Here is a 25,690-nt window from a genome sequence, read left to right as displayed (position 1 = left end):
TTTTTACGTTTTTTAAGTAAACTTTTATAGTGCGTTAACGATGGCGACAAAATCGTCTGCTTTGAGTGCAGCACCACCAATAAGACCTCCGTCAACATCTGGTTTTGAGAAAATTTCTTTTGCATTATCCGGTTTTACACTTCCACCATAAAGGATAGATACATTTTCAGCAATGTCACTTCCAAAAGTTTTACGAACCGTTTCTCGTATAAACTCATGCATTTCTTGTGCTTGTTCAGGAGAAGCTGTTTCTCCAGTTCCTATTGCCCAAACTGGCTCGTAGGCCAAAACAATACTTTCCCAGTCCTTAGCTTCAATATGAAATAAACCATCTCTCAATTGATTTTCAACGACATTAAAATGATTTTTAGATTGGCGGTCCTTTAATTCTTCTCCAAAGCAAAAGATAACTCTCATGTCATGTTCCAATGCAGTATTTACTTTATTGGCTATTACTGCGTCTGTTTCATGGAAAATAGCTCTGCGTTCTGAATGTCCCAGAATTACGGTATCCACACCAACACTTTTCAACATATCAGCTGAAATTTCGCCCGTAAAAGCACCACCTTCTGCTTGATGAACATTTTGTGCAGCAACTTCGATATTAGTAAATTCTAAATGATCGACAGCAGAAGCCAAGTTCACAAAAGTAGGCGCTACAATAACGTGCACCAAGGTCTCAGTTGGGATTTTTGCTATTAATTCATTCAATAAATCTTCTGTTTGTTCTGCATTTTTATGCATTTTCCAGTTTCCTGCAACAATCTTTTTTCTCATATTAGTGGTGTTATATTTAGTTTTTGGTTTTAAATTTTTTGAAAGCGCTGTATAAGGTATTTTATTTCTCTTTACTATTTAGAGAATTTATCTTAAACTTTCTAGGGTCTCATTGATTTTGTCAAAATCAGTTTCAATAGCACGGTACAAAGCGATTTTTCCGTTTTTGTCAACAACAATGTATCTCGGAATCCAATCTACATCTACAGCTGTGGCAAAAACGCCTTTCATATGGTCATTTGACATGAAATGATCTCCTTTTAAATCGTGTTTTTCAATTCCAATTTTCCATTTATCGGCGGTTTTGTCCATTGAAATAAACAGGTATGAAACATCAGGATTTTTAGCTTGTAAGTCTTTTATTTTTGGCATTGCTTGTACGCAGTCACCGCACCAAGAGGCCCAAACTTCAATGACTAGCGTTTTACCTTTGTATTTTTCTAAAATATCCTGAAAAGCAACTTGGCTTCCATCCGTGGCTAAAAGAGTTTCTGATAAAGCTTCTTTGGAGAATTCGGTTTTTTGAGGCTTAGAACACGAGAATGTTGCAGCTGCTACCAGAAGTAGTATTATTTTTTTCATTATCAAATAGTTTTATAACAAAGTTAATCAAACAAATTGAACCATTCCTACAGAATACTCTTTTTTGGAAGTTGAACTTTAAAAATACTTAAAAATATCGTTGTAGTTGATAAATAATACGGCCAAACTAAAATTTTTAATATCGTGAGCATGCCTTTTCTTTTTTAGACTAAAGACGATTGCTTTTTATCCTATAATTTTTTGTCTTAAAGTGTACTGATAAACCGTAAACAAAAAAGGATGGAAACTGCAAGTACTCCTAAAAAGTGTTTACAGTTCCTATCCTAACTTTATAACAAATATTTGTTATTGAAGAGTATCTTTAGTAGCTCTTGCTTCAATACAATCTTAAATTCCGTCTATAATTTCAAATCTGCGAGATCATTGTGATGCACTTTTTGCAGTATTGTTCCTTTATCTAGAATGACGATGCTAGGATTAGCTCTTTCGATGGTTTTCAAGGTGATAGCATCACAGAAATAGAAATCAAAGGTCATTCCGAATTGTTTTTTTGCTGCCGCTATTTCTTCTGGGGAGGAAGCGGTCATTCCAATTACTTGGTATCCTTTTGCTTTAGCATCTGCATTTAGTTTTTCCATTTTGGCTAAGCCATCTTCATCTGCATGCACTAAATCGTAGGCGACAATGAGCATCACTTTTGATGCTTCTAAAAATTCTTCTTTATAGTCTGAACCCTCTTTTTCCATAGTAAAATCATGAATAGGGGGTACATAACCTTCCGTAATTACTTTGTCTTTTCGGTCTACAAAAACAGCACCTTCTGGAATATTCATCAAGTCTTTTTCAGTAAATTCTTTATCAACTCCGCCCACTTTGTAAATAAAAACCATTTCTACCACTGATTTTTCAGCACCATCCGGAATGCGCATCCCTTTCTGTATATTATTTCCAACTTTGAAAGGTCTGAAATCGATTAATGGTAAGTGGTTCAAAACCAATACTCCCATAAGGGAAGATAAAACGATACTGGCGTAAATAACACTATTTTGAACATTATTGTTAAACAATGGCTGAATCAATTTTCTGTTTACATACAATATAATTATAAAAAACAATAGGACAATATCCTTTGTAAAAGATTGCCAAGGGGTTAGTTTCAAAGCGTCGCCAAAACAACCACAATCTTTTACCACATTAAAATAAGCAGAATAAAAAGTTAGGAAAGTGAACATTACAATCAGAAGTAATAAACTCCAAATAGTAAATTTAGTTTTATATCCAATAAGTAGCATAATTCCTAAAACTACTTCTAAAATCACTAAAAACAACGCAAATGCTAAAGCAAACGGTACGAAAAAAGGCATGTTAAAAACAGGTTCACTGAAATATTCTGCCAGTTTGTAGGAAAACCCGATGGGGTCGTTTAATTTAATTAATCCTGAAATGATGAACAATATTCCAACGAATATTCTAGAAAATTGAGTAATTATATTTTTCATTTTTTTTTGATTGCTTTTATTAATTATTTCCAAAACCCATTAAAATTAAGGCAAAAATCGAATAATTAATCATATCCTGGTAATTAGCATCGATTCCTTCAGAAACTATAGTTTTTCCCTTATTATCTTCAATTTGTTTGACGCGAAGTAATTTTTGCAAAATCAAATCAGTTAAGGAACTCACACGCATTTCGCGCCAAGCTTCCCCATAATCATGATTTTTATTTTCCATTAAATCTTTGGTCAGTTTTACTTTGGAATCGTATAATTCAGTCGCCTTTTCAACACTTAAGTCAGGTTGGTCAGCAACGCCTAATTCTAGTTGAATCAACGCCATAATGGAATAATTGATGATTCCTATAAATTCGCCTGTTTCATCTTCTTCAATTTTACGAACTTCGTTTTCTTGTAAGCTTCTAATTCTTTGGGCTTTAATGTAGATTTGGTCGGTAAGCGATGGCAATCTTAAAATGCGCCAAGCACAGCCGTAATCTTTCATTTTGTTAACAAAAAGCGTGCGACAAGTTGCAATAACAGTGTCATATTCCTTTGAAGTATTCTTCATTATTGGTGTATATTTGTATTCAAATTTTTTCAAAAATAAGATATTTTTTTTGAATGCAGAATTTTGAAGTCTTTAAAACCATAAACGCATGACGATTAACTGTAAAGGAATACTTATTGACTTAGAAACGCCCAAAGTAATGGGGATTTTGAATGTGACGCCAAACTCCTTTTTTGATGGCGGAAAGTATAGAAATGAAACCGAAATCCTTTCCCAAGTCGAAAAAATGCTACTTGATGGCGCTACTTTTATAGATGTTGGCGCTTACTCGAGTAAACCCAATGCAGAATTTGTGTCTGAAAAGGAAGAAATTTCAAGAATTGTTCCAGTTGTAGATTTAATTCTAAAACATTTTCCAGAGACATTATTGTCCATTGACACCTTTAGAAGTGAAGTTGTTAAAGCTACTATTGACATTGGTGCCGCAATCGTAAATGACATTTCGGCAGGAAAACTAGATGATAAAATGTTGGAAGTAGTGGGAAAACACAATGTTCCTTATATTATGATGCACCTGCGAGGCAATCCACAAACCATGCAAAGTCTTACCAATTACGAAGATATTGTCAAAGAAATGCTGTATTATTTTTCAGAACGAGTAGCAGAAGCGAGACGTTTTGGAATCAATGATTTAATCATAGATCCAGGCTTTGGCTTTGCTAAAACGATCGATCAAAATTTTGAGGTTTTTCAAAAAATGGAATTGTTTAAAATGCTCGAATTGCCATTACTTATCGGAGTTTCTAGGAAATCGATGATCTATAAAACGCTGGACATCACAATAGAAAAGGCATTAAACGGAACAACTATTTTAAATACTTTGGCATTGACCAAAGGGGCTAAAATCCTTCGAGTTCATGATGTCAAAGAAGCTATGGAATGTGTTCAATTATTTAATAAAATTAATTTATAAAGATGAAATATTTTACCTTAATTGTTCTTTTTGTCCTTTTTTCTTGTGGATATAAAGAAGATATCCTGTTGCCTAAATCAGATGTTACGGTCGTAGCCGATGTGCAAGATCATTCGCCTATTTATATTTTTTTCAGAACAAAAGATAAAGATACACTAGCAGAAGTAAACCGAAAAAACAGTATTATTTCTACCAATTGGATCTTAAATATAGACAAACGGTTGCCACTGCGCCTAGTTGTTCCCCAAGTGATAAAATTGCAACAGAAAAAACGGGAAGAAAAAGCACATAAAAATGAAAAAGCTGAAAATTATTATTCTTATGCCGATTCGATTGGAAAAAATTTAGCTTTCATCCCTTTTACAAATGTGTACTACAAAATGAAGAAACCTACTGCTGCTGTAATTTATTTCAATAAAAATAATGAAGTCCTAATTGAAAATGCAATTGTCAAAAAAGAAAAAGTCAAAGAAGTATTGATCCAAATTTTATCAAGGGAACAAGCAAATGATTTTAGTTTTGGCTTTCACAGAAATCTTAGTTTTGGAAGCTATTTGCAGAATAAAATTTTTATCGAAAGCTTACATTTAGATTTTAAAAGCAAGGAGGAGTTTATTTATTAATCAAATCAGCTGAAAACTGCGAATGAACACGAATCACTTTTTATTGGTGATGATACGGCTCGTTTTTTAAAATCGTGAAGCCACGATACAATTGTTCGATAAAAAATAAACGTACCATTTGATGCGAAAATGTCATCAACGATAGCGATATTTTGCCTTGCGCTTTAGCATAAACCGTATCCGAAAAACCATACGGACCACCAATTACAAATACTAAAGTTTTTATTCCGGAGTTCATTTTTTTTTGTAATTCTTCTGAAAAAGAAACGCTAGAGAAATTGTTACCGTTTTCATCTAATAAAATCAATTGATCGGTAGGCGTAATTTTCGATAAAATCAATTCGCCTTCTTTCTCTTTTTGTTGACTTTCAGATAAGTTTTTTACATTTTTTATATCTGGGATAATATCCAAATCAAATTTGATATAAAAAGACAAACGCTTTGTATAATCGTCTATTAAAGTTTGTAGTGCTTTGTTATCGGTTTTACCAATAGCAATCAGTTTGATGTTCATTTTTATTATATTTCAGTGCTGCAAAGATAGAGAAATTCAAACTTTTGTATGAATTATTATGGTTTGAATATGTCAAAAAGTAGTTACTTGGCCTCAATTCGATCCACAACCAATTGAAATTGTTCCTCTTTTTTATTCCCAATCAAGAAAGCTATTTCTTCTAAATTGAATCCATTATAATTGGGCATATTTAATTTTTGTCCTCTAAAAGCAGGGTACAATTCGCTGATAGGAATTTGTATTGTTTGCCAGTCAGCGGTAGTTTGAAAGAGGTAAACGTAGGAATGGGAATCACTGGTGTTGGATTTTACTCTAAATTGATATTTTTTGCCATCCCCTTTCAAATGGATGAAAATGAACGTGCTTTTCTCTAAAGTTATAGGTTCAAAGACGTATTTGACGGAACAAAATCCCCCATTATTTTCTAAAGAAACAGCACCTTCAAATGTGCCATTTCCTTCAGCATTGAGGTGCAATTTGCTTTTTGATTTTCCACCCATCACCGCATCATTGACTACTTTCCAATGCCTTAAATCACTATCGGAACTAAATTTAAAAATTAGTTTTGGATTCATTTTTTTTAGTTTAAAAATAAATTTTTAAAGTCTTATTTTGGTAATGGTGCGCCTACAGCAATGTCACATCGATGGTTGGTTTGTCCGTGTGGCGGATTCATTCCTTCTGGTGTTGGAGTTGTTTCTACTGGAGCCGCAGTAGTAGTTACGGTTGGAGCAGGAGCGGTTGCATTTTGTTTTACGGTTGTTTGTGTTGTTGCAACCGGAGCATTTAAAGGAGCTCCCACAGCAATATCACATCGGTGACCCGGTTGACCATGCGCCGGATTCATACCAGGTGCAACGGCTCCTGTCTGTGGACTTGTGTTTTGTGGCTGCGCAATAGTTTGGGATTGATTTTGCATCTGCCTGCCGACTTCGGTAAAAGGAACTACATTTGTTGGAGTGGTGCTACTTTCCTGTTCCGCTTCCTTTTTACAAGAAGTCATTAGAAATAACATTACAGAAAGCAAACTTATAAAATATTTCATAAAGCAAGGTTTAAATTACTATTTTCAAATATAAGATTTTAAATAGGAAACCGCCAACTTTGTGTATGATTTTGTGAGCCCTAATCTTTTTTAGTATTAGCATAATGGCGAAAGATTTAAAGATGCTGTTTTTTTAAATTGCAGTATTGAAGGTCTTTCTTATAACTAGCGCCATGGCTTCCTTTTTTTGTAAAGAACCCCGTCTACAAATTTTCAAATCCACAAAATATACCTTACTTTAGCATTCCATAAATTTAGATATTATGATTAGCGAGGCGCAGTTTAAAAAAGAGTTAGAATTAATAATTAAAAATGCGATACGCGAGGACGTTGGTCCAGGTGATTTTAGTTCCTTGGCCTGTATTCCTGCAACAGCAACTGGAAAAGCGAAGTTACTTGTAAAAGAAGATGGTATAATTGCAGGAGTAGCTTTCGCCAAAATGATTTTTGGATTTGTTGATCCTAATTTGCAAATAGAAACCTTCATTGAGGATGGAACTTCAGTAACGAAAGGGGATATTGTTTTTCATGTTTCGGGAAGTTCGCAATCTATTCTAAAATCAGAACGAGTTGTTTTGAATTCAATGCAAAGAATGTCGGCTATTGCGACTAAAACTAAAGAATATGTTCGTTTATTGAAAGGAACCAAAACTAAAATTCTAGATACTCGTAAAACTACTCCAGGTTTCCGAGCCTGCGAGAAATGGGCAGTTAAAATTGGCGGAGGCGAAAACCACCGTTTTGCTTTATATGATATGGTAATGCTAAAGGACAATCACAATGATTTCGCTGGCGGAATAACATTGGCCATAGCCAAAACAAAAGCCTATCTCAAGGAAAAAAATCTGGATTTGAAAATCATTATCGAAGCCAGAAATTTAGACGAAATCAATGAGATTTTGAAAAGCGAAGGTATTTACAGAATTTTGATAGACAATTTCAATTTTGATGATACTAAAAAAGCAGTAACTTTGATTGGTGGAAAATGCTTAACGGAATCTTCTGGAAATATCAACGAAAATACCATTCGCAGCTATGCGGATTGCGGAGTAGATTTTATTTCCTCTGGCGCCTTAACACATTCTGTTTATAACATGGATTTGAGCTTAAAAGCAATATGAGTAAAGAAATTGAAGCAAAACTGAAAAGAATCCCAGTCGTACGGAATCTCGTCTATGGTTTAAAAAAGATAGAGCTTCCGTGGCTAAAAGGGCTATCTCTATATGATTTGTTGGAATTATATGGTCTAGGAATCGTAGAAAGCGCTTTAACCTATCATGCGAGCGCCATTGCATTTAGTTTCTTTATGGCGCTGTTTCCCTTTGCTCTTTTTATCTTAAATCTAATCCCATTTATACCTATTGCGGGTTTTCAGGAAGATTTTTTGATGTTTGTCAAGGATGGAGTGCCTCCTAATACTTATGATGCCATTTATAAAATCATTACCGATATTCTTAATAATAGTGATTCAGGTTTATTGTCTTCTGGATTTATATTGTCCATATTCTTGATGGCCAATGGATTGAATGGAATCTTAGGGGGATTTGAAACCTCTAGACATGTACTAATCAAAAGGGGTTTTATACGCCAGTATGTAGTAGCATTAGGCATGTCCTTATTATTGTCGCTTTTGCTAATCGTAACCGTATCGATCATCGTTGTTTTTGAGGTGATTATACAAAAAACAGTATTTAGTGACCAAGTTCAACTGGTCGTTCTAGGGCGGTATGCATTCGTTATTGCGATGATTTTAATCACAACCTCTGTACTTTTTAAATTTGGTACCAAACATGACAAAAACAGAGCTTTCATCTCCATAGGGTCCGTATTTACAACCATTTTGATTGTTTTGGATTCCTATTTTTTTGGGATTTGGGTCACAAAGTTTTCACAATACAATGAATTATATGGTTCAATAGGTACATTATTGGTCTTGATGTTTTATATTTGGATCAACTGCATGATATTACTGTTGGGTTTCGAACTGAATGCCTCAGTAAACAAGTTAAAAGCAAAAAATGAATAATTAATTAAATCAAAATAGTTTTACTTTTAGGAGCTATTTCCTGCTATTCGTTGCAATCTTTTTTCTCGTTAAAGAAACGAGAAAAAAGGATTTCCACTGCTATCAGGGCTAAAAAATAAAAAAATGAAAAATACTATTACAATGCTTGCCTTATTTATTTCAATGGCTTTTTATGGTCAAAGCCACAGCGTACTGGGAAAATGGAAAACTATTGATGACGAAACGGGTAAAGCCAAATCAATTGTTGAAATCTACGAGCGTTCTGGAAAAATCTACGGAAAAATAATTGACATCATTGATGTTGATAAGAAAAAAAGCGTGTGTACCGAATGTTCAGGCGAAGAAAAAAATAAACCAGTGATGGGACTTGTTATTATTAAAGGTCTCAAAAAAGATGGTAAAGAATACAATTCAGGCAAAATTCTTGACCCCACTACGGGGAAACAATACAAATGCTTTTTGGCGTTGGATGGAAATGACAAATTAAAAGTACGCGGGTACATTGGCGTTTCTTTATTTGGAAGAACACAAACTTGGAACAGAGTAAAGTAAATTTATTTTTTTGTTTAAAATCCTTATTTTTTTGTCCGCCATTCAAACTTGATAACGGTAACAGAAACCCGTTAACTACTAACCGTTAACTAATAACCGATAACGGATAACAGACAACCGATAACCGACAACCGATAACGGACAACCGATAACAGATAACCAATAACGGATAACCGATAACCGATAACGGACAACCAATAACGGACAACCGACAACCAATAACGGATAACCAATAACCGATAACCGACAACCGATAACCAAAAATCCATGCATTTCGTAGAAGTAATTTTACCACTTTCCCTTGCTAAAACATTTACCTACAGTATTTCTGAGGCAGAGTTTCATTACATTCAAATAGGGATGAGAGTAGCAGTTCCTTTTGGTAAAAGTAAAATTTACACGGCTTTAGTTATTGAAATTCATCAAAATAAACCCGGTTTGTATGAGGCCAAGGAAATTCATCAAATTCTAGATGAAAATCCAATAGTCACCCAAATCCAAATTAAGCATTGGCAATGGATAGCTTCTTATTATATGTGTGCTATTGGGGATGTGTATCGCGGTGCTATGCCCAGTGCACTTTTGCTGGAAAGCGAAACCCTAATTTCTCAAAAAACCAATGCTACTGTAGATACTAGCCTTTTCACAGATGATGAGTTTTTGGTATACGAAGCTTTGCAACAACAAAATAGTTTAAAAGTTCAAGATATTATTGCAATCTTAAACAAGAAAAATATTTTTCCTGTTATCCAAAAGTTAATTGATAAAAACATCCTAGTACTTCATGAAGAAATTCAGGAAAGCTACAAACCGAAGTTAGTGCGCTACGTGCGTTTGCATTCTAAATACGAGAGCAATCAAGGATTGAGCGAATTATTGGAAATTTTGAAAAGTGCTCACAAGCAAAAGGAAATCGTTATGCGTTATTTCCAGTTGAGCGCCATGGAAAAGAAACCAATTACTGTAAAAAAACTTGTTGAAGAGGCCAATTCTTCGCCGGCAATCGTAAAAGCCTTAATCGAAAAAGAAATTTTAGAAGATTATTTTCTGCAGGAAGACAGAGTGCTATTCAATGGAAAAATAAATGAACAAGAATTGATATTGAGTGCTGCCCAGCAGGACGCTTTCGTAGAAATTAAAGCTAGTTTTGTTCTAAAAGAGGTGTGCTTGCTTCATGGAGTAACGTCTAGCGGGAAAACAGAAATTTATATTAAACTGATTGAAGAATATCTGGAAGCTGGTAAACAAATTTTGTATTTACTTCCTGAAATTGCTTTGACCACGCAATTAGTAGGTCGGTTAAGAACATATTTTGGTAACAAAGTGGCTGTCTTTCATTCGAAATACAATAATAATGAGCGAATCGAAGTGTGGAATCAAGTACTACAAAACTCCCAGAAAGCACAAGTAATAATAGGAGCGAGGTCCGCACTGTTTTTGCCCTTTGATAATTTGGGATTTATAATCGTTGATGAGGAACACGAGCAAACATTTAAGCAAGTCGATCCCGCTCCGCGTTATCATGCGCGAGACGCAGCAATTGTTCTGGCTCATTCCCACAAGGCTAAAGTGCTCTTAGGTTCCGCAACACCTAGTATTGAAACCTATTATAACGCTACATCAGACAAATTTGGTTTAGTCGAGATTTCACAGCGGTATGGAAATGTAATGATGCCAAATATTGAATTGGTGGATTTGAAAGACAAATACTTTCGCAAGAAAATGACGGGACATTTCAGCGATGTTTTGATTGCAGAAATAACAAATGCATTGTCATTAGGGGAACAAGTAATTTTATTTCAAAACAGACGAGGATATTCTCCTGTAGTAGAGTGTATTACTTGTGGCCACGTTCCACAATGCCAACAATGTGATGTGAGCTTGACCTATCACAAACATAAAAACCAATTGCGATGCCACTATTGCGGCTATAGCATGGCTAAACCAACGCATTGTCACGCCTGCTCTAGTATTGATTTGACTACAAAAGGTTTTGGAACCGAACAAATTGAACAAGAATTATTATCTATTTTTCCTAATTCAAAAATAGGACGAATGGATCAAGATACGACCCGAGGAAAATTTGGTTTTGAAAAAATCATTGATGGTTTTAAGAACCGAGAAATGGATGTCCTAGTTGGAACTCAAATGTTAGCCAAAGGCTTAGATTTTGATAATGTAAGTTTAGTGGGGATTATGAATGCTGATACTATGTTGTATCATCCTGATTTTAGGGCTTTCGAAAGAAGTTTTCAAATGATGACTCAGGTTGCCGGCAGAGCTGGACGTTCTGAAAAGCAAGGAAAAGTAATCATACAAACCTACAATCCCAATCACAATACGATACAACAAGTCACTACTAATAATTATCTTGGAATGTATGAAGAACAGGTATATGATCGACAAATTTACAAATACCCTCCTTATTTTAGAATTATAAAAATTACCTTGAAACAGCGTGATTTTGATAAATTGAAGGAAGGATCGATGTGGTTGTACCAAGTGATGAGTCAAAACCTGAATATGCCGGTATTAGGCCCTGAAGAGCCCGCTATTAGCCGCATTAGAAATGAATACATTCGCACAATTATTATTAAAATACCGCACAATGTGTCTATTGGAAACACAAAAAAAACCATTCAAAAAATGCTGAATAGTTTTGAGGCTGTTGCTCAGTTTAGAGCTATAAAAGTTTCGTTAAATGTAGATTTTTATTGACATAAGCGTTTAGGAAAAGGAAAGTGCCCGCACTAAATCTTCTTTTTTGTGTCGGCTCAAAGGAATTTTTGTCATTCCAATTTCAGCGTATTTACTATTAAATCGCTCTACTTTATCAATGTTAATGATATATGATTTATGTACTCTGACAAATTTTTCTTTGGATAAATCATTCTCAAAGGATTTCATTGTAGAAAGAACTAAATTACTATCTTCCTCCGTAACTACTCTTACGTAATCACCAAATGCCTCGATCCATTTTATTTTCGAAGTGAAAATTTTGAGTTTTTTTAAATTACTTTTAATGAAAATATGCTCGCCTTCTTCTTCTTTATTGTCTTTTTTTAGTAAATGGAAATCAATAGCTCTTTTTACCGAAGCATTAAATCGATCAATTGCGATTGGTTTTTGAAGATAATCCGTTGCATCGTAATCAAAAGCTTTCATGGCATATTCAGCCTTGGAGGTAATGAAAATAATTTGGGGTTTAATTTTTAAGCCATCAAGAAAATCAAAACCACTAATTACTGGCATCTCGATATCAAGAAAAATAAGGTCCACGTTGTGAATGGACATGCAACTTTTTGCTTCGATTGCATTAGAAAAATCGCCTATTAGGTGTAAATTTTGATGATTATTAACTAATTTAGCGATAATCATTCTCTGGATAGAGCTATCATCCACCACGACACAGTTTAGTTTCATAATAATGTATTTAAAGATTTGGCTACGTAAACATACTACTTTTTTATTAAAAAAAAATAATTGAACGGTTTTTTTTTGTCATACGTCGAATAAAACGGAATAACACTTGTTTGCTAAGAATTATTGCTTACTTTTGCACCCAAAATAACAAATAAATATATATTTATGAATCATTATGAAACTGTTTTCATTTTAAATCCCGTTTTATCTGAAGTTCAGGTAAAGGAAACAGTAAGCAAATTTGAAGATTTTCTTACTAGTAGAGGAGCAGAAATGGTGTCGAAAGAAGACTGGGGCCTTAAAAAAATGGCTTACGAAATTCAAAACAAAAAATCTGGTTTTTACCATTTATTCGAATTCAAAGTAGCTGGAGAAGTTCTTATTGCCTTTGAAACTGAATTTAGACGTGACGAAAGAGTAATGCGTTTCTTGACTGTAAGTCTTGACAAACACGCTATTTCTTGGGCTGAAAGAAGAAGAACTAAATTAAAAGCAACAAAAGCGTAATCATGGCTACACTACAACAATCGGCTTCAGGAAAAAAAGACGGAGATATCAGATATCTAACGCCTTTGAACATAGAAACAAACAAACAAAAAAAGTATTGTCGTTTCAAAAAATCAGGTATCAAATATATTGATTATAAAGATGCTGATTTCTTATTAAAATTCGTAAACGAACAAGGGAAAATTCTTCCTCGTCGTTTAACAGGAACTTCGTTAAAGTACCAAAGAAAAGTGTCAGTTGCTGTGAAAAGAGCACGTCACTTAGCTTTAATGCCTTATGTAGCGGATTTACTAAAATAATAATTTAACTCAGTTGTTGGTTTTCTGAAACAAGAAACCTAACTTCTATAACAAAGGACAACAACATGGAACTTATTTTAAGACAAGACGTTCAAAATTTAGGATTTAAAGACGATATCGTTACAGTAAAAAACGGTTTTGGTCGTAACTTTTTGATCCCAACAGGTCAAGCACATTTAGCTACTTCTTCTGCAAAGAAAGTATTAGCTGAAAACCTAAAACAAAGAGCGCACAAAGAAGCTAAAGTAGTAGCAGATGCTAAAGCATTGGCAGAAGCTTTGAAAGCTATTGAAATTAAAATCTTTGCAAAAGCAGGTGGTGAAAAATTATTCGGTTCAATCACGAATATTGATATCGCTGAATCTTTAGCTAAAGGTGGTCAACAAATCGAAAGAAAATTCATCACAAGCGGAATTGTTAAACGTACTGGTAAGTATACTGCTAGTGTTCGTTTACACAGAGACGTTATCGTTGAATTGGATTATGAAATTGTTGCTGAAAAAGCATAAATTTTTTAAATTTATATATTTAAATCCCGATGGAAGTCGGGATTTTTTTTGTTTAATCTGAACTCGTTTCAGATTCGCTACTCTAAATTATAACCTGTTAGGTGCCTTTTTTAGAAAAGGTGCTGAAATAAATTCAGTATAAATGAAATATTCGAGATTAACAAAAGAACAATTTGAGGAATTGAACCAGGAATTCAGTACTTTTTTAGCAACTCAAACTATTGACAAAGCAGAGTGGGATAAAATTAAAGCAGAAAGACCAGAAGTTGCTGAACAAGAATTAGATGTTTTCTCTGATTTGGTTTGGGAAGGGGTTCTTACAAAGGCAGTTTTTTTAGAACATTTTTCTAAAAATCATATTTTCCTTTTTCAGTGCTTTGATACCTATGTTCATTCTATTGTTTTAAAATCAGTAGTTCCAGAAACTGATTTTTTGACACGAGAAGGTTTGCAATGGCTTAGTGATAATATGTTTACCGATACTATAGAAATGAAAATTGGTAAAAAAGAATTCACAGAAGACCGCAATGCTTCTATTTTTGCCCTAATACAGCAAGGTGCTTTTTTGAGCGATGGTCTCTTATACAAGCAAATTAATTCGATTATTGAGTCGTAATTTTGTTGTTTTCTCTTTTAAATTGGTTATTTTAGTACGCTTATACAAAAACTAAAATAGCCAATTTTATTTTATATGGATATTCAAAATACGATTCAAACTTTGAGAGCCGAATTAGATCAGCACAATTATAATTATTATGTGTTAGATAAGCCAATAATTTCCGACTACGAATTTGATTCGAAATTAAAACAGCTTCAAGACCTTGAAAATGAGCATCCGGAATTTTTTGATGAAAATTCTCCTACGCAACGAGTAGGCGGTACCATTACAAAAAACTTCCAAACCGTACCGCATCAACACCGAATGTATTCTCTTGATAATTCCTATTCTAAAGAAGAATTGAAAGAGTGGGAAAAACGAGTTCAAAAAGTGTTAGGCGAGGTTCCCTTAGCGTATACTTGCGAGTTAAAATATGATGGGGCATCCATTAGCATTACGTATGAAAACGGAAAGTTAAAACGTGCCGTCACTCGTGGCGATGGTTTTCAGGGTGACGATGTGACTAACAATATTAAAACGATAAAATCCATTCCATTACAATTAAAAGGGAATTTCCCTGTAACGTTTGATGTGCGTGGTGAGATTATTTTACCTTTTGCTGGTTTCGAAAAAATGAATCAGGATTTAATAGAAATTGGAGAATTACCCTATTCAAATCCCAGAAATACTGCATCGGGTAGTTTGAAATTACAGGATAGTGCCGAAGTAGCAAAGCGTCCGCTAGATTGTTTACTGTATTTTTTAATAGGAAACAATCTTCCATTCCAGTCTCAATTCGAAGGATTAGAAACGGCCAGAAATTGGGGATTTAAAGCACCTAAGGAAGCCAAATTAGCGCGCAGTTTAGACGAAGTTTTTGAATTTATTGATTATTGGGACATTCATAGACATAACCTTCCTTATGAAACGGATGGCGTGGTGGTAAAAGTAAATTCGTTTCATTATCAGGATGAATTAGGGTTTACTGCAAAATCACCTCGATGGGCAATCGCCTATAAATTCAAATCCGAACAAGTTGCAACTAAATTAAATTCTATTTCCTACCAAGTGGGGCGAACTGGAGCAATTACGCCGGTGGCTAATTTAGAGCCTGTGCAATTAGCGGGAACCATTGTCAAAAGGGCATCGCTGCATAATGCGGATCAAATTGAGAAACTTGATATTCGTATTGGAGATACTGTTTTTGTAGAAAAAGGCGGAGAGATTATTCCAAAAATCATTGCTGTTGATTGGAGTAAACGTCCCGTAAATTCAGAGCCTACAAAGTACATTACAAATTGCCCAGAATGTCAAACAGAATTAGTTCGTGGTGAAGGAGAAGCAAACCACTATTGCCCTAATTTTTACGGATGTCCACCACAGATTATCGGTAGAATTCAGCATTATATTTCAAGGAAGGCAATGGATATTGAAGGTTTGGGAGGTGAAACAGTCACCTTACTTTTTAATAATGGATTGGTTCATAATTATGCCGACTTGTATGAATTAACGGTGGAACAGATTCTTCCTTTGGAAAGGATGGCTCAAAAATCGGCTGAAAATTTAGTGAAAGGGGTTGCAAATTCTAAAAGTATTCCTTTCGAAAGTGTTTTATTTGCACTTGGAATACGCTTTGTTGGGGAAACTGTCGCTAAGAAATTAGCTAGGCACTATAAAACTATAGATGCATTACGCAATGCAACTTTGATAGATTTGGTTTTAGTGGACGAAATCGGAGACCGAATTGCGAAAAGTGTTATTGATTTCTTTGAAAATCAGGAAAATGGAATTATAATTGACAGATTAAAAGAGTACGGGATACGGTTTGAAATTACGGAAAAAATTAATCTCAATGCCACAGATAAACTTTCGGGAAAAACCTTTGTAGTTTCTGGAGTCTTTGCGAAATTCTCCAGAGATGACTTAAAAAAAGCAATCGAAGATAATGGCGGAAAAGTAGGGAGTTCTATTTCTGCCAAAACGGATTACGTTATAGCGGGGGATAATATGGGACCTGCAAAATTAGATAAAGCGAGTAAACTTAAGATTTCTATAATTTCCGAAGATGATTTTATTAACTTAATCAACAAGACAGATGCAGTTAAAGAATAGTAAGTTTGGCTCTTTAAAGGAAAGCGGAATCAGTCTGTTGTTGTTTTCCTTCGTTTTCCTAGAAGTTAGTGCTGAGTTGTTTTCATTCAAAGTAATCTTGTTTGCTTTCAGACCTTTTGTTATAATTTTGATCATGTATCTCTATTGGATTACCTCCATAGAGAGAAGTGTACTTTTTTTTACAACATTGTTTATTTTATTACTCACCAGTATTTTTATACTTTCGGAATCCTTTGTTTTTTTGATGTTAGGGTTAATTGGTATTGCTATACATAGATTGTTATTAATATTGTACAGTATAAAGTTGAATAAGATCAAGGATTTTGTGCCAATACTGATTGCAGTTATTCCTTTTGTTTTTGTTTTTTCTTATTTACTCTCTATCTCAAATGAAATTCCAAAAGGCAGTTATTATCCCCTGGTAGTCCAAAACATTTTAGTGTCAATTCTTGCCGGAGTGATCTTGTCTAATTATTTTATGAATGAAAATAACAATAAGCCTTGGTTGTCTATTTTTGGACTTTTATCTACAGGACTTTACTTTATTGTTTTTATAGAAAAATGTTTTTTATATAATTTGCCTCCAACTTATTTTAGACCACTAGGAATGATATTGTTTGCTACCAGTTATTATGCTTTTTATAAATTTGTGATTGATACCGAACGTTTAAATGCAGACTTACTTGAAAGTACTCCGTAACGTATCGTATTTTTCTTGGAAGTAGCAAAAAAAAATCGATTATAGTTAAACTATAATCGATTTTCCTTCAAAAGTTTTGGCTTTTTTATTGTCTAAATAAAAGTCTATTCGTCCTAAATTAATGCCGTAACAACCTACTTGGTTTACTAAAACGTCCTGTCCAGCTAGATTTTTTACCACAGTAGGTTTGTCTAAGAAGGTATGTGTATGTCCACCAATAATTAGGTCAATATCCTGAGTCAGCTCAGCCAATTTTAAGTCACATATCTTATTTGGTTCCTCTCTATATTTGTAACCCAAATGCGACAAGCATATTATTAGATCACATTGTTGTTCTTTCTTTAAAATCCGGACCATATCTTGTGCCGTTTCAAGAGGATCATTATAAATTGTTTCTTTATACATTCCTTTATCAACGAGTCCAGCAAGTTCAATTCCAAGGCCAAAAACACCCACTTTTATTCCGTTTTTGTTGAATATTTTATATGGTTTTACAAAACCATCCAGGACCGTGTTTTTAAAATCATAATTAGCAGAAAGAAACTCAAATTTTGCATGAGGCATTTGCGCAAGCAAACCTGAAACTCCATTGTCAAAGTCATGATTTCCTATTGTAGAGGCATCGTATTGCATCATACTCATTAATTTAAATTCCAATTCTCCACCATAATAATTAAAATAAGGTGTTCCCTGAAAAATATCACCAGCATCCAGTAACAAAACGTTTGGGTTTTCTTTTCGTATGGTTTCAATTAATGCTGCTCTTCGTGCTACGCCACCCATATTAGCATTTCTAGGATGATCTGCTGGAAATGGATCAATATAACTGTGCACGTCATTTGTGTGTAAAACCGTCAGTTGTCTGGTTTTAGATGATTCAAAGCTACTCAATGATACGCCTAAACTCAGTAAAGCCGAACTGGCGGCGGTTTTTTCTATAAATTCTCTTCTTTTCATTTTTTATTTTTTTGAAGCTATTTCCCGCTTTTCGTTGCAATCTTTTTATCCGCCAAAAAGTCGGACAAAAAGGATTTTCACTTCAATCGGGGCTAGGATTTTATGTCTTTCTACACTAATTAGTTTGTCTCATTTCAATTATTTATTCCTCTGTAATTCTGATATCATTTATTACGGGAATCGTGTCTACTGCTTTGAAATAATCAATAAGAATAGTGCGCAGTTTATACTCTAAATCAAATTTCTGTACTCCTTTTTTAAAGAAATTCATATTGTCTCCTCCATTTGATAAATAGTCATTCGTTCCAACATAATATATAGTCTCTTTTTGAACCGGCTTTCCTTGCACCTCTATATTTTTGGCGTTATTATTTTTATCAATAGTAAAAGTTACTCCAGCTAAAGGATGTGGTTTTTTTTCAGCGATAAAAAAATCAACCATTTCAATAATTTGCGCTCCTTTTAATGCAATTACTACCAAGCTATTCTCAAAAGGCATGATCTCAAAAGCAGTTCTTGCTGTTACATTTCCTTTAGGTAAAATAGAGCGAATTCCTCCGCTATTGAGCAAGCAAATATCGATTTTCTTTTTTTCTCTAGCTTGAAAAACTATATTGCCTCTCATTAAAGTAACATCGGCCATCAAATTACCAATTTTAGTTTGCCATTTCCCACTGCTCTTATCTAAAGTTTCTGGGCAGTAGGCTAATACGCTGTCTAAATCTTTATTGATGTGTTCCCGATATGGTTTTATGAAATTTTCAATTTCAGGAACTTGATTTTCTTTTTCGGTAATAGGAATTCGTTTTCCTTCAATTTTAGTAACGTAGTAATTTTGTTTGCTGCAAGAGACAACTAAAAAAAATGTTAAGAATATAACAAAAAGTTTAGAAACGTCATTATACTTTTTTAGATTTACCATTTTAAATGCGACTTAATTAATTAATTTTGTAACCAAGTAAAAGTAATATGTTTTTAAATCATATAAAGAATTTTTTTGTAAAAAAATCACTTAAAAATCACTTGAAAAATTTAAAAAATACAAACGCTGTCGGCGCAATACAAAACGTTGGCTTATTGATTGATGCAACTGATTTTGAACAAACGGATCTGCTGATTGAAGCCCTAACGGCTAACGGAATTGCAAGGGACAATTTGAAAGTGATGGTATTTCACAATAAATTTAGGAAGAACGAAAAAAACCTTTATACCACATTTGTTGCGGGAGATCTTAAATGGAACGGTCAAATTTCAAATGCCGATATTGTTGCGTTTAGTGCTGAAAAGTTTGATCTTTTAATTAGTTATTATGAAAAAGAGAGCGCTATTTTAATGCAAATTACGCACCATTCAAAAGCCCAATTTAAAGTGGGATTCTCGTCAGTAGATAAAAGATTAAATCATTTTATGATTAAAACAACAATCAAAACTTACACCATTTTTGTAAGTGAATTATTTAAATATTTAAAATTATTAAACAAAATATAAATCTAAGTTATGCAATCATTAATAGGAACGGGTGTTGCCCTTGTAACTCCATTTAAACAAGATTTTTCAATTGATACTGAAGCATTAAAAAGAATTGTTAATTTTTCTATCGATGGAGGAATTGAATATCTGGTAGTATTAGGTACAACAGCCGAAAATGCAACCTTGTCTCCAGCAGAAAAAGAAATCGTTATCCAAACTGTAATCGAAGCTAATAATGGGGCGCTGCCTTTAGTGTTGGGAGTGGGAGATAACAACACAGCGAAAGTTATCGAAGAGTTGAAAACAAGAGATTTATCAGCATTTGCAGCGATACTCTCTGTTTCACCGTACTATAATAAACCTACACAAGAAGGGATTTATCAGCATTTTAAAGCGATAGCGGAAACTTCTCCAATTCCAGTGATTTTGTATAATGTTCCAGGAAGAACAGCGAGTAATATGTTGCCTTCAACTGTTTTGCGTTTGGCTACTGAATTCAAAAATGTTGTTGCAATAAAGGAAGCGGCAGGAGATCTTGTTCAAGCGATGCAATTATTGAAAGACAAACCAAAAGATTTTTTGGTGATTTCAGGCGATGATATGATTGCTTTACCAATAGTTTTAGCAGGTGGAGCAGGCGTAATTTCAGTTATTGGTCAAGGTTTTCCTAAGGAATTTTCTGAAATGATTCGCTTAGGCCTGAATAGAAAAGTGGATGAAGCCTTTAAATGTCATTACCTTTTATCTGATTGTATTGATATGATTTTTGAGCAAGGAAATCCAGCCGGAATCAAACAAGTGTTTCTATCACAGGGAATATCCGAAAACACCGTGCGTTTGCCATTAGTAAAAGTAGATGATGAATTGGCCGGAAGAATTGATCAATTTGTAAAAAAAGTCAACAAACAAGCCTAAAAAAGGAGTTTTCTTTTAAACAAAAAATATATTTTGAAGTCGCTAAATTAATAACTAAATTTGCCACCGAAACTTCGGTATGATTTCGTAGGCTGTTTCAACCAAGAAATCATAAAAAAAGTAAAAAAATGAAAAAACTACTATCTCTATTGCTTCTTGTCGCTGTGTTTAGTTCTTGCAACGAATACCAAAAAGCATTAAAATCCGAAGATGTTGCTGTTAAGTTTGACATGGCTACTAAATTATATGATGCTGGAAAATATTCTAAAGCAATACGGATCTTTGAGCAAATTGCTCCAGCGTACAGAGGGAAACCTCAAGCGGAGAAATTGTTTTACATGTTTTCGCAATCGTACTATAAAACAAAACAATATTATTTAGCAGGATATCAATTTGAAAGTTTCGTTTCTGGATATCCAAAAAGTGAAAAAGTACAAGAAGCGGCGTATTTAGGCGCAAAAAGTTATTCGATGTTGTCTCCAGTTTTCAGCTTAGATCAAACAGATACGAATAAAGCATTAGACAAATTGCAATCCTTTATTGATACTTATCCAAACTCCGAGTATGTAACAGAAGCTAATAATGCTGTAAAAGTACTGAGTGAAAAGATCGAGAAAAAGGTATATGAAAATGCGAAGGGATACAATACAATATCAGATTTTAAATCGGCTATTGTTGCTTTAGATAATTTTGTTGCAGATTATCCTGGAACACCATTCAAAGAAGATGCTTTGTATTACAAATTTGATTCAGCCTACCAATTGGCTATTAATAGTGTTCCTGCAAAAATGCAAGATCGATTAATTGTTGCCAAAACTGCCCAATTAAATCTGATGAAATTTAATGCCGAAACAAAATACAAAAAAGTAGCTAACGAAATGTTAGTGCGAATAGATAAAGATTTACAAAAATTTACTAAATAAATAAAGTCATGGATTTAAAAAAGACGAATGCTCCAGTAAATACAATAACATACAACAAAAATGTTATTGAAGAACCTACTGGTAATGTGTATGAAGCAATAACCATTATGGCTAAAAGAGCAAACCAAATCAATTCTGAAATCAAAAAAGAGTTGACAGAGAAATTAGAAGAATTTGCTACATATAATGATAGTCTTGAAGAAGTTTTTGAAAATAAAGAACAAATTGAGGTTTCAAAATTTTATGAAAAATTGCCAAAGCCACACGCTTTAGCAGTTCAAGAATGGTTAGATGGTAAAATTTACCACAGAGATTCAAGTAAATAATAGTACGATGTCAGTTTTAAACGGGAAGAAAATTTTACTAGGAATTTCTGGTGGAATTGCAGCGTATAAAACAGCATCTTTAGTACGACTTTTCATAAAAGCAGGTGCACATGTCCAAGTGATCATGACACCTGCTTCTAAGGATTTTATTACTCCACTGACGTTATCTACGTTATCTAAAAATCCCGTATATTCCAGTTTTTACAATCAAGATGATGAAAATGAAAAATGGAATAATCATGTAGAATTAGCACTTTGGGCTGATTTAATGATTATTGCTCCTGCAACGGCAAATACAGTGTCTAAAATGGCTAACGGAACGTGTGACAATCTTTTGATTGCAGCGTATTTGTCAGCAAAATGTCCTGTATATTTTGCTCCTGCAATGGATTTAGACATGTATAAACATCCTTCTACTCTAGCTAATTTCACTTTTTTAAAACAATTTGGAAACACAATAATTCCTGCCGAAAGTGGTGAATTGGCAAGTGGACTATCTGGAGAGGGCAGAATGGCTGAACCAGAACACATTGTTGCTTTTATAACTGATGATTTAAATAGCAAACTTCCACTTAAGGGAAAAAAAATACTCATCACTGCCGGTCCAACTTACGAAGCAATAGATCCTGTACGTTTTATAGGAAATCATTCTTCAGGCAAAATGGGTTTTGATATCGCAAGTAGTGCTGCAAATTTAGGTGCTTCCGTGATTTTAATCTCCGGACCCACAAATTGCACTGTTTCTAATCCATTGATACATGTTATCCCAGTTGTTTCTGCAGAAGAAATGTATTTGGCTTGTCATCAGTTTTATGCGGATGTAGATGCAGTTGTGGCAGCAGCAGCAGTGGCAGATTATAGGCCTAAACATGTCGCTCAACAGAAAATTAAAAAAGCCGCTACTAATTTTGTAATCGAACTCGAAAAAACAAAAGATATATTAGCTTCACTAGGTTTGCTAAAGAAAAATCAATTCTTGATTGGTTTCGCTTTAGAAACAGAAAATGAAATTGAAAATGCAAAGTTAAAAATTCAGAAAAAAAACTTAGATTTGATTGTTTTGAATTCACTTCAAGATGAGGGTGCAGGTTTCGGCAAGGCGACCAATAAAGTTACTTTTATTGATAAATTTTTTCATATTGAATCAATGGAATTAAAGTCAAAAGAGGCAGTTGCAGCGGATATCTTAAATAAAATAATGATGCATTTTGGAATGCAACGATAGAAGGCCAAAATAACACCTTTAGTAGTAGTTGCGAATTTGACAAAACCTTAAAATAGAAATCTACAAATGAATAAAATATTTACTTTTTTGCTGCTTTTTATTCTTGGAATTGCCCAAGCGCAACAGCTGAATTGTACCGTAACGGTTGATTCACAAAGATTAAGCGCAACCAATCAACAAGTTTTTAAAACGTTAGAAACTGCTATAACTGAGTTTGTAAACAAAACAGATTGGACGGGTGTCGCAGTGAAGCAAAACGAAAAAATTAATTGTTCGATGTATCTTACGATTTCGTCGAATAGTTCGGATCAATTTACAGCGACCATTCAAGTGCAGTCATCAAGACCTGTTTTTAATTCCTCGTATGCTTCTCCAGTATTCAATTATAATGATAAAGATTTTAGTTTTAGGTATACGGAGTTTGAAAATCTAATATTTAGCCCAACTACATTTGATTCTAATTTAGTTTCGGTTCTTGCTTTTTATAGCTATGTGATTTTAGCAATGGACGCAGATACTTTTGTTTTGGAATCGGGTAACCCTAATTTTGAAATTGCCCAAAACATTTCAAACGTGGCACAACAAGGAGGATCAAAAGGTTGGAGTCAAGCTGATGGGAACCAAACGCGTTATTTTTTGATAAACGATATCGTATCACCCACTTTTAAGCAAATCAGACAAACGGCATTTGATTATCACACCGGTTTAGATTTAATGACCAAAGATGTAAAAATTGCCAAAGAAAAAATTAAAGTAGCAGTACTTAATTTATCAAAATTAAATGCTGTAAGACCAAACGCCTTTCTAACACGTGTCTTTTTTGATGCCAAATCAGATGAGATTGTTTCTGTTTTTTCGGGAGGTCCAAGTACTTCAATATCTGATTTAGTCGATAGTCTTACTAAAATTTCTCCGTTGAACTCGAGTAAATGGATTTTGATAAAACAGTAATTGTTTTTCCATTCTCTTTAGTTCAATTCTAGTTTCTCATTCCAAAAATAAATAAAATGATAACGTCACTTTCGATAAAAAACTATGCTTTAATAGAAAAATTGACTATTGATTTTTCCAAGGGTTTTTCAACAATTACTGGAGAAACAGGTGCTGGTAAGTCTATTATTTTAGGTGCTTTAGGACTTGTTTTAGGAAAAAGAGCTGATTTAACTTCCTTGAAAAATAAAGAAGAAAAGTGTATTATTGAAGCTCATTTTGAAATTTCAAAGTATAATTTGTTGCCTTTTTTTGAAGCTAATGATTTAGATTATGAAAACGAAACTATAATTAGACGCGAGATTCTGCCATCAGGGAAATCTAGGGCTTTTATTAATGACAGTCCCGTTAATCTTCAGGAACTTCAGGAATTAAGTCTGTTCTTGATTGATATTCATTCGCAACAACAAACGCAAGAACTTTCAGATGAAAATGTTCAGTTTAATATTATCGATGCCATTGCTGGTAATAAGGAAACTATTTTAGAGTATCAAGTGCTTTTAAAAAGTTATAAATCAGATAAATCTAAATTAAACGCACTGCTGAAAAGACAAAGTGAATCTAAAAAAGAGCAGGAATACAATACTTTTTTGTTAGATGAATTAGTTGCAGCCCATTTGAAATCTGGGGAACAAGAAACGCTAGAAGCTGATTTTGAGAAATTAAATAATGTTGAAATTATAAAAGAATCTATTGATAAGGCTTTGGCTATTGCTAATGATGAACAAATAGGTGTGATGAATAATTTGAAAGAAATTAAAGTTGCTTTGCAGAAAATTGCACCTTTTTCTGCTGATTATCAATCTTTATTGGAAAGAATTGCAAGTGTAACGATTGAATTTGATGATATTTCAGAAGAGATCAATCGCTGTTCAGAAAAACTCGTTAATGATCCAGAACAATTGGATTTAATTAGTCAGAAGCTACAAGTTATCTTTAGTTTGCAAAAGAAACATCAGGTTAGTACGGTGGAAGAACTATTGCAGATTCAAAGTACATTAGAAAATTTAGTTTTAGAATTAGGGAACCTAGAAGAAGAAATTGCAGGATTGACGGATTCGATAGATCAAAAGACTACAAGTTTAGATGTCATGTCCGCTGCGATTCATGATAAAAGAGTAGAGTCTATTCCGGTTTTGTCTCAAAAGCTAATAGTGATTTTAGAAACTTTAGGAATGCCAAATGTTCGTTTTAAAATAGAAATTAATACGGTTGCTACGTATTTTTCAAATGGTAAAGATGAGCTTCAGTTTTTGTTTTCGGCGAATAAAGGAACTGATTTTGGTTTATTGAAAAAAGTAGCTTCGGGAGGTGAAATGTCGAGAATTATGTTGGCTGTTAAAGCGATTTTGGCACAATATTCAAAACTACCAACACTGATTTTTGATGAAATTGATACGGGTGTATCCGGTGAAATTGCTATCAGAATGGGCGAAATTATGAAAGATATGAGCCAAAAGATGCAGGTTTTTGCCATCACGCATTTACCTCAAATTGCCGCAAAAGGGAATGCTCATTTTAAAGTGTTTAAATCGACTGTTGGTGAGGATACACAATCGGAGTTAAAGTTGTTAAATGACCAAGATCGAGTAGTGGAAATTGCGCAAATGTTATCTGGAACTATTGTTTCTGAATCAGCCTTAAATCACGCGAAAGCCTTGTTGAACTAATATTTTAAA

The 25,690-nt window shown here is 33.8% G+C and carries 29 protein-coding genes; 19 read left to right on the top strand and 10 right to left on the bottom strand.

Going from position 1 to position 25,690, the window contains the following annotated elements; translation table 11 throughout:
• Window positions 1–24 precede the first annotated feature (24 nt).
• The 4 genes from tpiA to BUA03_RS11550 all read right to left on the bottom strand — a co-directional run bounded on the left by tpiA (window position 25) and on the right by BUA03_RS11550 (window position 3,384).
• Window positions 25–777, bottom strand: coding sequence for a triose-phosphate isomerase (tpiA, locus tag BUA03_RS11565; RefSeq protein ID WP_066077077.1), 753 nt, complete (start codon window positions 775–777; stop codon window positions 25–27).
• A gap of 87 nt (window positions 778–864) precedes the next feature.
• A complete protein-coding gene (locus BUA03_RS11560; protein WP_066077074.1) occupies window positions 865–1,359 on the bottom strand; it encodes a TlpA family protein disulfide reductase in 495 nt (164 codons plus the stop codon).
• A gap of 359 nt (window positions 1,360–1,718) precedes the next feature.
• Window positions 1,719–2,819, bottom strand: a complete 1,101-nt coding sequence (locus tag BUA03_RS11555; protein WP_066077208.1) for a BT_3928 family protein — start codon at window positions 2,817–2,819, stop codon at window positions 1,719–1,721.
• 19 nt (window positions 2,820–2,838) lie between these two features.
• Window positions 2,839–3,384 carry a DUF1599 domain-containing protein gene (locus BUA03_RS11550; protein ID WP_066077070.1) on the bottom strand — a complete coding sequence of 182 codons (546 nt, stop codon included), beginning with the start codon at window positions 3,382–3,384 and terminating at the stop codon, window positions 2,839–2,841.
• A gap of 88 nt (window positions 3,385–3,472) precedes the next feature.
• Between BUA03_RS11550 and folP the strand changes: the two genes are divergently transcribed.
• Both folP and BUA03_RS11540 read left to right on the top strand, forming a co-directional pair.
• The gene (gene folP / locus BUA03_RS11545; RefSeq protein ID WP_066077066.1) at window positions 3,473–4,297 is read left to right on the top strand and encodes a dihydropteroate synthase; all 825 of its coding nucleotides are present in this window, start codon (window positions 3,473–3,475) and stop codon (window positions 4,295–4,297) included.
• A gap of 2 nt (window positions 4,298–4,299) precedes the next feature.
• The gene (locus BUA03_RS11540) at window positions 4,300–4,920 is read left to right on the top strand and encodes a hypothetical protein (protein ID WP_066077063.1); all 621 of its coding nucleotides are present in this window, start codon (window positions 4,300–4,302) and stop codon (window positions 4,918–4,920) included.
• Between the two features lie 40 nt (window positions 4,921–4,960).
• On the opposite strand, the gene rlmH is transcribed toward BUA03_RS11540, so the two are convergent.
• The 3 genes from rlmH to BUA03_RS11525 all read right to left on the bottom strand — a co-directional run bounded on the left by rlmH (window position 4,961) and on the right by BUA03_RS11525 (window position 6,479).
• Window positions 4,961–5,434, bottom strand: coding sequence for a 23S rRNA (pseudouridine(1915)-N(3))-methyltransferase RlmH (gene rlmH, locus BUA03_RS11535; RefSeq protein WP_066077060.1), 474 nt, complete (start codon window positions 5,432–5,434; stop codon window positions 4,961–4,963).
• A gap of 83 nt (window positions 5,435–5,517) precedes the next feature.
• A complete protein-coding gene (locus BUA03_RS11530; RefSeq protein WP_066077056.1) occupies window positions 5,518–6,009 on the bottom strand; it encodes a CIA30 family protein in 492 nt (163 codons plus the stop codon).
• A 32-nt stretch (window positions 6,010–6,041) separates the two neighbouring features.
• Complete coding sequence (locus BUA03_RS11525) at window positions 6,042–6,479, bottom strand: hypothetical protein (protein ID WP_066077054.1); 438 nt, start codon at window positions 6,477–6,479, stop codon at window positions 6,042–6,044.
• 263 nt (window positions 6,480–6,742) lie between these two features.
• Here BUA03_RS11525 and nadC point away from each other — a divergent pair, with 263 nt between their 5' ends.
• The 4 genes from nadC to priA all read left to right on the top strand — a co-directional run bounded on the left by nadC (window position 6,743) and on the right by priA (window position 11,775).
• Window positions 6,743–7,600 carry a carboxylating nicotinate-nucleotide diphosphorylase gene (gene nadC, locus BUA03_RS11520; RefSeq protein ID WP_066077051.1) on the top strand — a complete coding sequence of 286 codons (858 nt, stop codon included), beginning with the start codon at window positions 6,743–6,745 and terminating at the stop codon, window positions 7,598–7,600.
• Window positions 7,597–8,505: a YihY/virulence factor BrkB family protein gene (locus tag BUA03_RS11515; RefSeq protein WP_066077046.1), complete on the top strand. Its 909-nt coding sequence runs from the start codon at window positions 7,597–7,599 to the stop codon at window positions 8,503–8,505. Before nadC ends, BUA03_RS11515 begins: the two co-directional genes overlap by 4 nt.
• A gap of 123 nt (window positions 8,506–8,628) precedes the next feature.
• Window positions 8,629–9,057, top strand: coding sequence for a DUF2147 domain-containing protein (locus BUA03_RS11510; RefSeq protein WP_066077042.1), 429 nt, complete (start codon window positions 8,629–8,631; stop codon window positions 9,055–9,057).
• A 267-nt stretch (window positions 9,058–9,324) separates the two neighbouring features.
• On the top strand, window positions 9,325–11,775 hold the full coding sequence (gene priA / locus BUA03_RS11500; protein ID WP_066077040.1) for a replication restart helicase PriA: 2,451 nt from the start codon (window positions 9,325–9,327) through the stop codon (window positions 11,773–11,775).
• A 9-nt stretch (window positions 11,776–11,784) separates the two neighbouring features.
• On the opposite strand, the gene BUA03_RS11495 is transcribed toward priA, so the two are convergent.
• Window positions 11,785–12,480 (bottom strand): LytR/AlgR family response regulator transcription factor, encoded by a 696-nt coding sequence (locus tag BUA03_RS11495; protein WP_066077037.1) that lies wholly within the window; start codon window positions 12,478–12,480, stop codon window positions 11,785–11,787.
• A 165-nt stretch (window positions 12,481–12,645) separates the two neighbouring features.
• Between BUA03_RS11495 and rpsF the strand changes: the two genes are divergently transcribed.
• The 6 genes from rpsF to BUA03_RS11465 all read left to right on the top strand — a co-directional run bounded on the left by rpsF (window position 12,646) and on the right by BUA03_RS11465 (window position 17,205).
• Entirely contained in the window at window positions 12,646–12,987 is a 342-nt protein-coding gene (gene rpsF, locus BUA03_RS11490) for a 30S ribosomal protein S6 (protein WP_066077033.1), read from the top strand.
• A 2-nt stretch (window positions 12,988–12,989) separates the two neighbouring features.
• Window positions 12,990–13,286, top strand: a complete 297-nt coding sequence (gene rpsR, locus BUA03_RS11485; RefSeq protein ID WP_066077030.1) for a 30S ribosomal protein S18 — start codon at window positions 12,990–12,992, stop codon at window positions 13,284–13,286.
• Window positions 13,287–13,351: 65 nt separating this feature from the next.
• Window positions 13,352–13,795 (top strand): 50S ribosomal protein L9, encoded by a 444-nt coding sequence (rplI, locus tag BUA03_RS11480; RefSeq protein WP_066077027.1) that lies wholly within the window; start codon window positions 13,352–13,354, stop codon window positions 13,793–13,795.
• Window positions 13,796–13,937: 142 nt separating this feature from the next.
• Window positions 13,938–14,411, top strand: coding sequence for a DUF6495 family protein (locus BUA03_RS11475; RefSeq protein WP_066077023.1), 474 nt, complete (start codon window positions 13,938–13,940; stop codon window positions 14,409–14,411).
• 75 nt (window positions 14,412–14,486) lie between these two features.
• Window positions 14,487–16,505 carry an NAD-dependent DNA ligase LigA gene (ligA, locus tag BUA03_RS11470; protein WP_066077020.1) on the top strand — a complete coding sequence of 673 codons (2,019 nt, stop codon included), beginning with the start codon at window positions 14,487–14,489 and terminating at the stop codon, window positions 16,503–16,505.
• On the top strand, window positions 16,489–17,205 hold the full coding sequence (locus tag BUA03_RS11465) for a hypothetical protein (RefSeq protein WP_066077017.1): 717 nt from the start codon (window positions 16,489–16,491) through the stop codon (window positions 17,203–17,205). Before ligA ends, BUA03_RS11465 begins: the two co-directional genes overlap by 17 nt.
• Window positions 17,206–17,250: 45 nt before the next feature.
• Here BUA03_RS11465 and BUA03_RS11460 read toward each other — a convergent pair whose 3' ends face one another.
• Both BUA03_RS11460 and BUA03_RS11455 read right to left on the bottom strand, forming a co-directional pair.
• A complete protein-coding gene (locus tag BUA03_RS11460; RefSeq protein WP_066077014.1) occupies window positions 17,251–18,162 on the bottom strand; it encodes a bifunctional metallophosphatase/5'-nucleotidase in 912 nt (303 codons plus the stop codon).
• Window positions 18,163–18,304: 142 nt separating this feature from the next.
• Window positions 18,305–19,084, bottom strand: coding sequence for a 5'-nucleotidase C-terminal domain-containing protein (locus BUA03_RS11455; RefSeq protein ID WP_066077011.1), 780 nt, complete (start codon window positions 19,082–19,084; stop codon window positions 18,305–18,307).
• A 47-nt stretch (window positions 19,085–19,131) separates the two neighbouring features.
• Here BUA03_RS11455 and BUA03_RS11450 point away from each other — a divergent pair, with 47 nt between their 5' ends.
• The 7 genes from BUA03_RS11450 (at window position 19,132) to recN (ending at window position 25,681) form a co-directional block, all read left to right on the top strand.
• On the top strand, window positions 19,132–19,650 hold the full coding sequence (locus BUA03_RS11450) for a DUF6913 domain-containing protein (RefSeq protein WP_066077009.1): 519 nt from the start codon (window positions 19,132–19,134) through the stop codon (window positions 19,648–19,650).
• 9 nt (window positions 19,651–19,659) lie between these two features.
• Window positions 19,660–20,547, top strand: a complete 888-nt coding sequence (dapA, locus tag BUA03_RS11445; RefSeq protein WP_066077006.1) for a 4-hydroxy-tetrahydrodipicolinate synthase — start codon at window positions 19,660–19,662, stop codon at window positions 20,545–20,547.
• Window positions 20,548–20,675: 128 nt separating this feature from the next.
• A complete protein-coding gene (locus BUA03_RS11440; RefSeq protein WP_066077004.1) occupies window positions 20,676–21,470 on the top strand; it encodes an outer membrane protein assembly factor BamD in 795 nt (264 codons plus the stop codon).
• Window positions 21,471–21,478: 8 nt separating this feature from the next.
• Complete coding sequence (locus BUA03_RS11435) at window positions 21,479–21,796, top strand: DNA-directed RNA polymerase subunit omega (RefSeq protein WP_066077001.1); 318 nt, start codon at window positions 21,479–21,481, stop codon at window positions 21,794–21,796.
• Between the two features lie 7 nt (window positions 21,797–21,803).
• On the top strand, window positions 21,804–23,021 hold the full coding sequence (gene coaBC / locus BUA03_RS11430) for a bifunctional phosphopantothenoylcysteine decarboxylase/phosphopantothenate--cysteine ligase CoaBC (protein ID WP_066077205.1): 1,218 nt from the start codon (window positions 21,804–21,806) through the stop codon (window positions 23,019–23,021).
• 66 nt (window positions 23,022–23,087) lie between these two features.
• Window positions 23,088–23,972, top strand: a complete 885-nt coding sequence (gene porD / locus BUA03_RS11425; protein WP_066076999.1) for a type IX secretion system protein PorD — start codon at window positions 23,088–23,090, stop codon at window positions 23,970–23,972.
• A 56-nt stretch (window positions 23,973–24,028) separates the two neighbouring features.
• On the top strand, window positions 24,029–25,681 hold the full coding sequence (gene recN / locus BUA03_RS11420; protein WP_066076996.1) for a DNA repair protein RecN: 1,653 nt from the start codon (window positions 24,029–24,031) through the stop codon (window positions 25,679–25,681).
• Window positions 25,682–25,690 lie beyond the last annotated feature (9 nt).

It is taken from the genome of Flavobacterium fryxellicola (assembly GCF_900143245.1).
GTDB lineage: Bacteria > Bacteroidota > Bacteroidia > Flavobacteriales > Flavobacteriaceae > Flavobacterium > Flavobacterium fryxellicola.
This window is presented reverse-complemented; position numbering and strand designations above follow the sequence as displayed.

Excerpts from the sequence above, each read along its gene's own strand:
- tpiA (WP_066077077.1), bottom strand. The coding sequence starts at position 777 with ATGAGAAAAAAGATTGTTGCAGGAAACTGGAAAATGCATAAAAATGCA.
- BUA03_RS11560 (WP_066077074.1), bottom strand. The coding sequence starts at position 1,359 with ATGAAAAAAATAATACTACTTCTGGTAGCAGCTGCAACATTCTCGTGT.
- BUA03_RS11555 (WP_066077208.1), bottom strand. The coding sequence starts at position 2,819 with ATGAAAAATATAATTACTCAATTTTCTAGAATATTCGTTGGAATATTG.
- BUA03_RS11550 (WP_066077070.1), bottom strand. The coding sequence starts at position 3,384 with ATGAAGAATACTTCAAAGGAATATGACACTGTTATTGCAACTTGTCGC.
- folP (WP_066077066.1), top strand. The coding sequence starts at position 3,473 with ATGACGATTAACTGTAAAGGAATACTTATTGACTTAGAAACGCCCAAA.
- BUA03_RS11540 (WP_066077063.1), top strand. The coding sequence starts at position 4,300 with ATGAAATATTTTACCTTAATTGTTCTTTTTGTCCTTTTTTCTTGTGGA.
- rlmH (WP_066077060.1), bottom strand. The coding sequence starts at position 5,434 with ATGAACATCAAACTGATTGCTATTGGTAAAACCGATAACAAAGCACTA.
- BUA03_RS11530 (WP_066077056.1), bottom strand. The coding sequence starts at position 6,009 with ATGAATCCAAAACTAATTTTTAAATTTAGTTCCGATAGTGATTTAAGG.
- BUA03_RS11525 (WP_066077054.1), bottom strand. The coding sequence starts at position 6,479 with ATGAAATATTTTATAAGTTTGCTTTCTGTAATGTTATTTCTAATGACT.
- nadC (WP_066077051.1), top strand. The coding sequence starts at position 6,743 with ATGATTAGCGAGGCGCAGTTTAAAAAAGAGTTAGAATTAATAATTAAA.
- BUA03_RS11515 (WP_066077046.1), top strand. The coding sequence starts at position 7,597 with ATGAGTAAAGAAATTGAAGCAAAACTGAAAAGAATCCCAGTCGTACGG.
- BUA03_RS11510 (WP_066077042.1), top strand. The coding sequence starts at position 8,629 with ATGAAAAATACTATTACAATGCTTGCCTTATTTATTTCAATGGCTTTT.
- priA (WP_066077040.1), top strand. The coding sequence starts at position 9,325 with ATGCATTTCGTAGAAGTAATTTTACCACTTTCCCTTGCTAAAACATTT.
- BUA03_RS11495 (WP_066077037.1), bottom strand. The coding sequence starts at position 12,480 with ATGAAACTAAACTGTGTCGTGGTGGATGATAGCTCTATCCAGAGAATG.
- rpsF (WP_066077033.1), top strand. The coding sequence starts at position 12,646 with ATGAATCATTATGAAACTGTTTTCATTTTAAATCCCGTTTTATCTGAA.
- rpsR (WP_066077030.1), top strand. The coding sequence starts at position 12,990 with ATGGCTACACTACAACAATCGGCTTCAGGAAAAAAAGACGGAGATATC.
- rplI (WP_066077027.1), top strand. The coding sequence starts at position 13,352 with ATGGAACTTATTTTAAGACAAGACGTTCAAAATTTAGGATTTAAAGAC.
- BUA03_RS11475 (WP_066077023.1), top strand. The coding sequence starts at position 13,938 with ATGAAATATTCGAGATTAACAAAAGAACAATTTGAGGAATTGAACCAG.
- ligA (WP_066077020.1), top strand. The coding sequence starts at position 14,487 with ATGGATATTCAAAATACGATTCAAACTTTGAGAGCCGAATTAGATCAG.
- BUA03_RS11465 (WP_066077017.1), top strand. The coding sequence starts at position 16,489 with ATGCAGTTAAAGAATAGTAAGTTTGGCTCTTTAAAGGAAAGCGGAATC.
- BUA03_RS11460 (WP_066077014.1), bottom strand. The coding sequence starts at position 18,162 with ATGAAAAGAAGAGAATTTATAGAAAAAACCGCCGCCAGTTCGGCTTTA.
- BUA03_RS11455 (WP_066077011.1), bottom strand. The coding sequence starts at position 19,084 with ATGGTAAATCTAAAAAAGTATAATGACGTTTCTAAACTTTTTGTTATA.
- BUA03_RS11450 (WP_066077009.1), top strand. The coding sequence starts at position 19,132 with ATGTTTTTAAATCATATAAAGAATTTTTTTGTAAAAAAATCACTTAAA.
- dapA (WP_066077006.1), top strand. The coding sequence starts at position 19,660 with ATGCAATCATTAATAGGAACGGGTGTTGCCCTTGTAACTCCATTTAAA.
- BUA03_RS11440 (WP_066077004.1), top strand. The coding sequence starts at position 20,676 with ATGAAAAAACTACTATCTCTATTGCTTCTTGTCGCTGTGTTTAGTTCT.
- BUA03_RS11435 (WP_066077001.1), top strand. The coding sequence starts at position 21,479 with ATGGATTTAAAAAAGACGAATGCTCCAGTAAATACAATAACATACAAC.
- coaBC (WP_066077205.1), top strand. The coding sequence starts at position 21,804 with ATGTCAGTTTTAAACGGGAAGAAAATTTTACTAGGAATTTCTGGTGGA.
- porD (WP_066076999.1), top strand. The coding sequence starts at position 23,088 with ATGAATAAAATATTTACTTTTTTGCTGCTTTTTATTCTTGGAATTGCC.
- recN (WP_066076996.1), top strand. The coding sequence starts at position 24,029 with ATGATAACGTCACTTTCGATAAAAAACTATGCTTTAATAGAAAAATTG.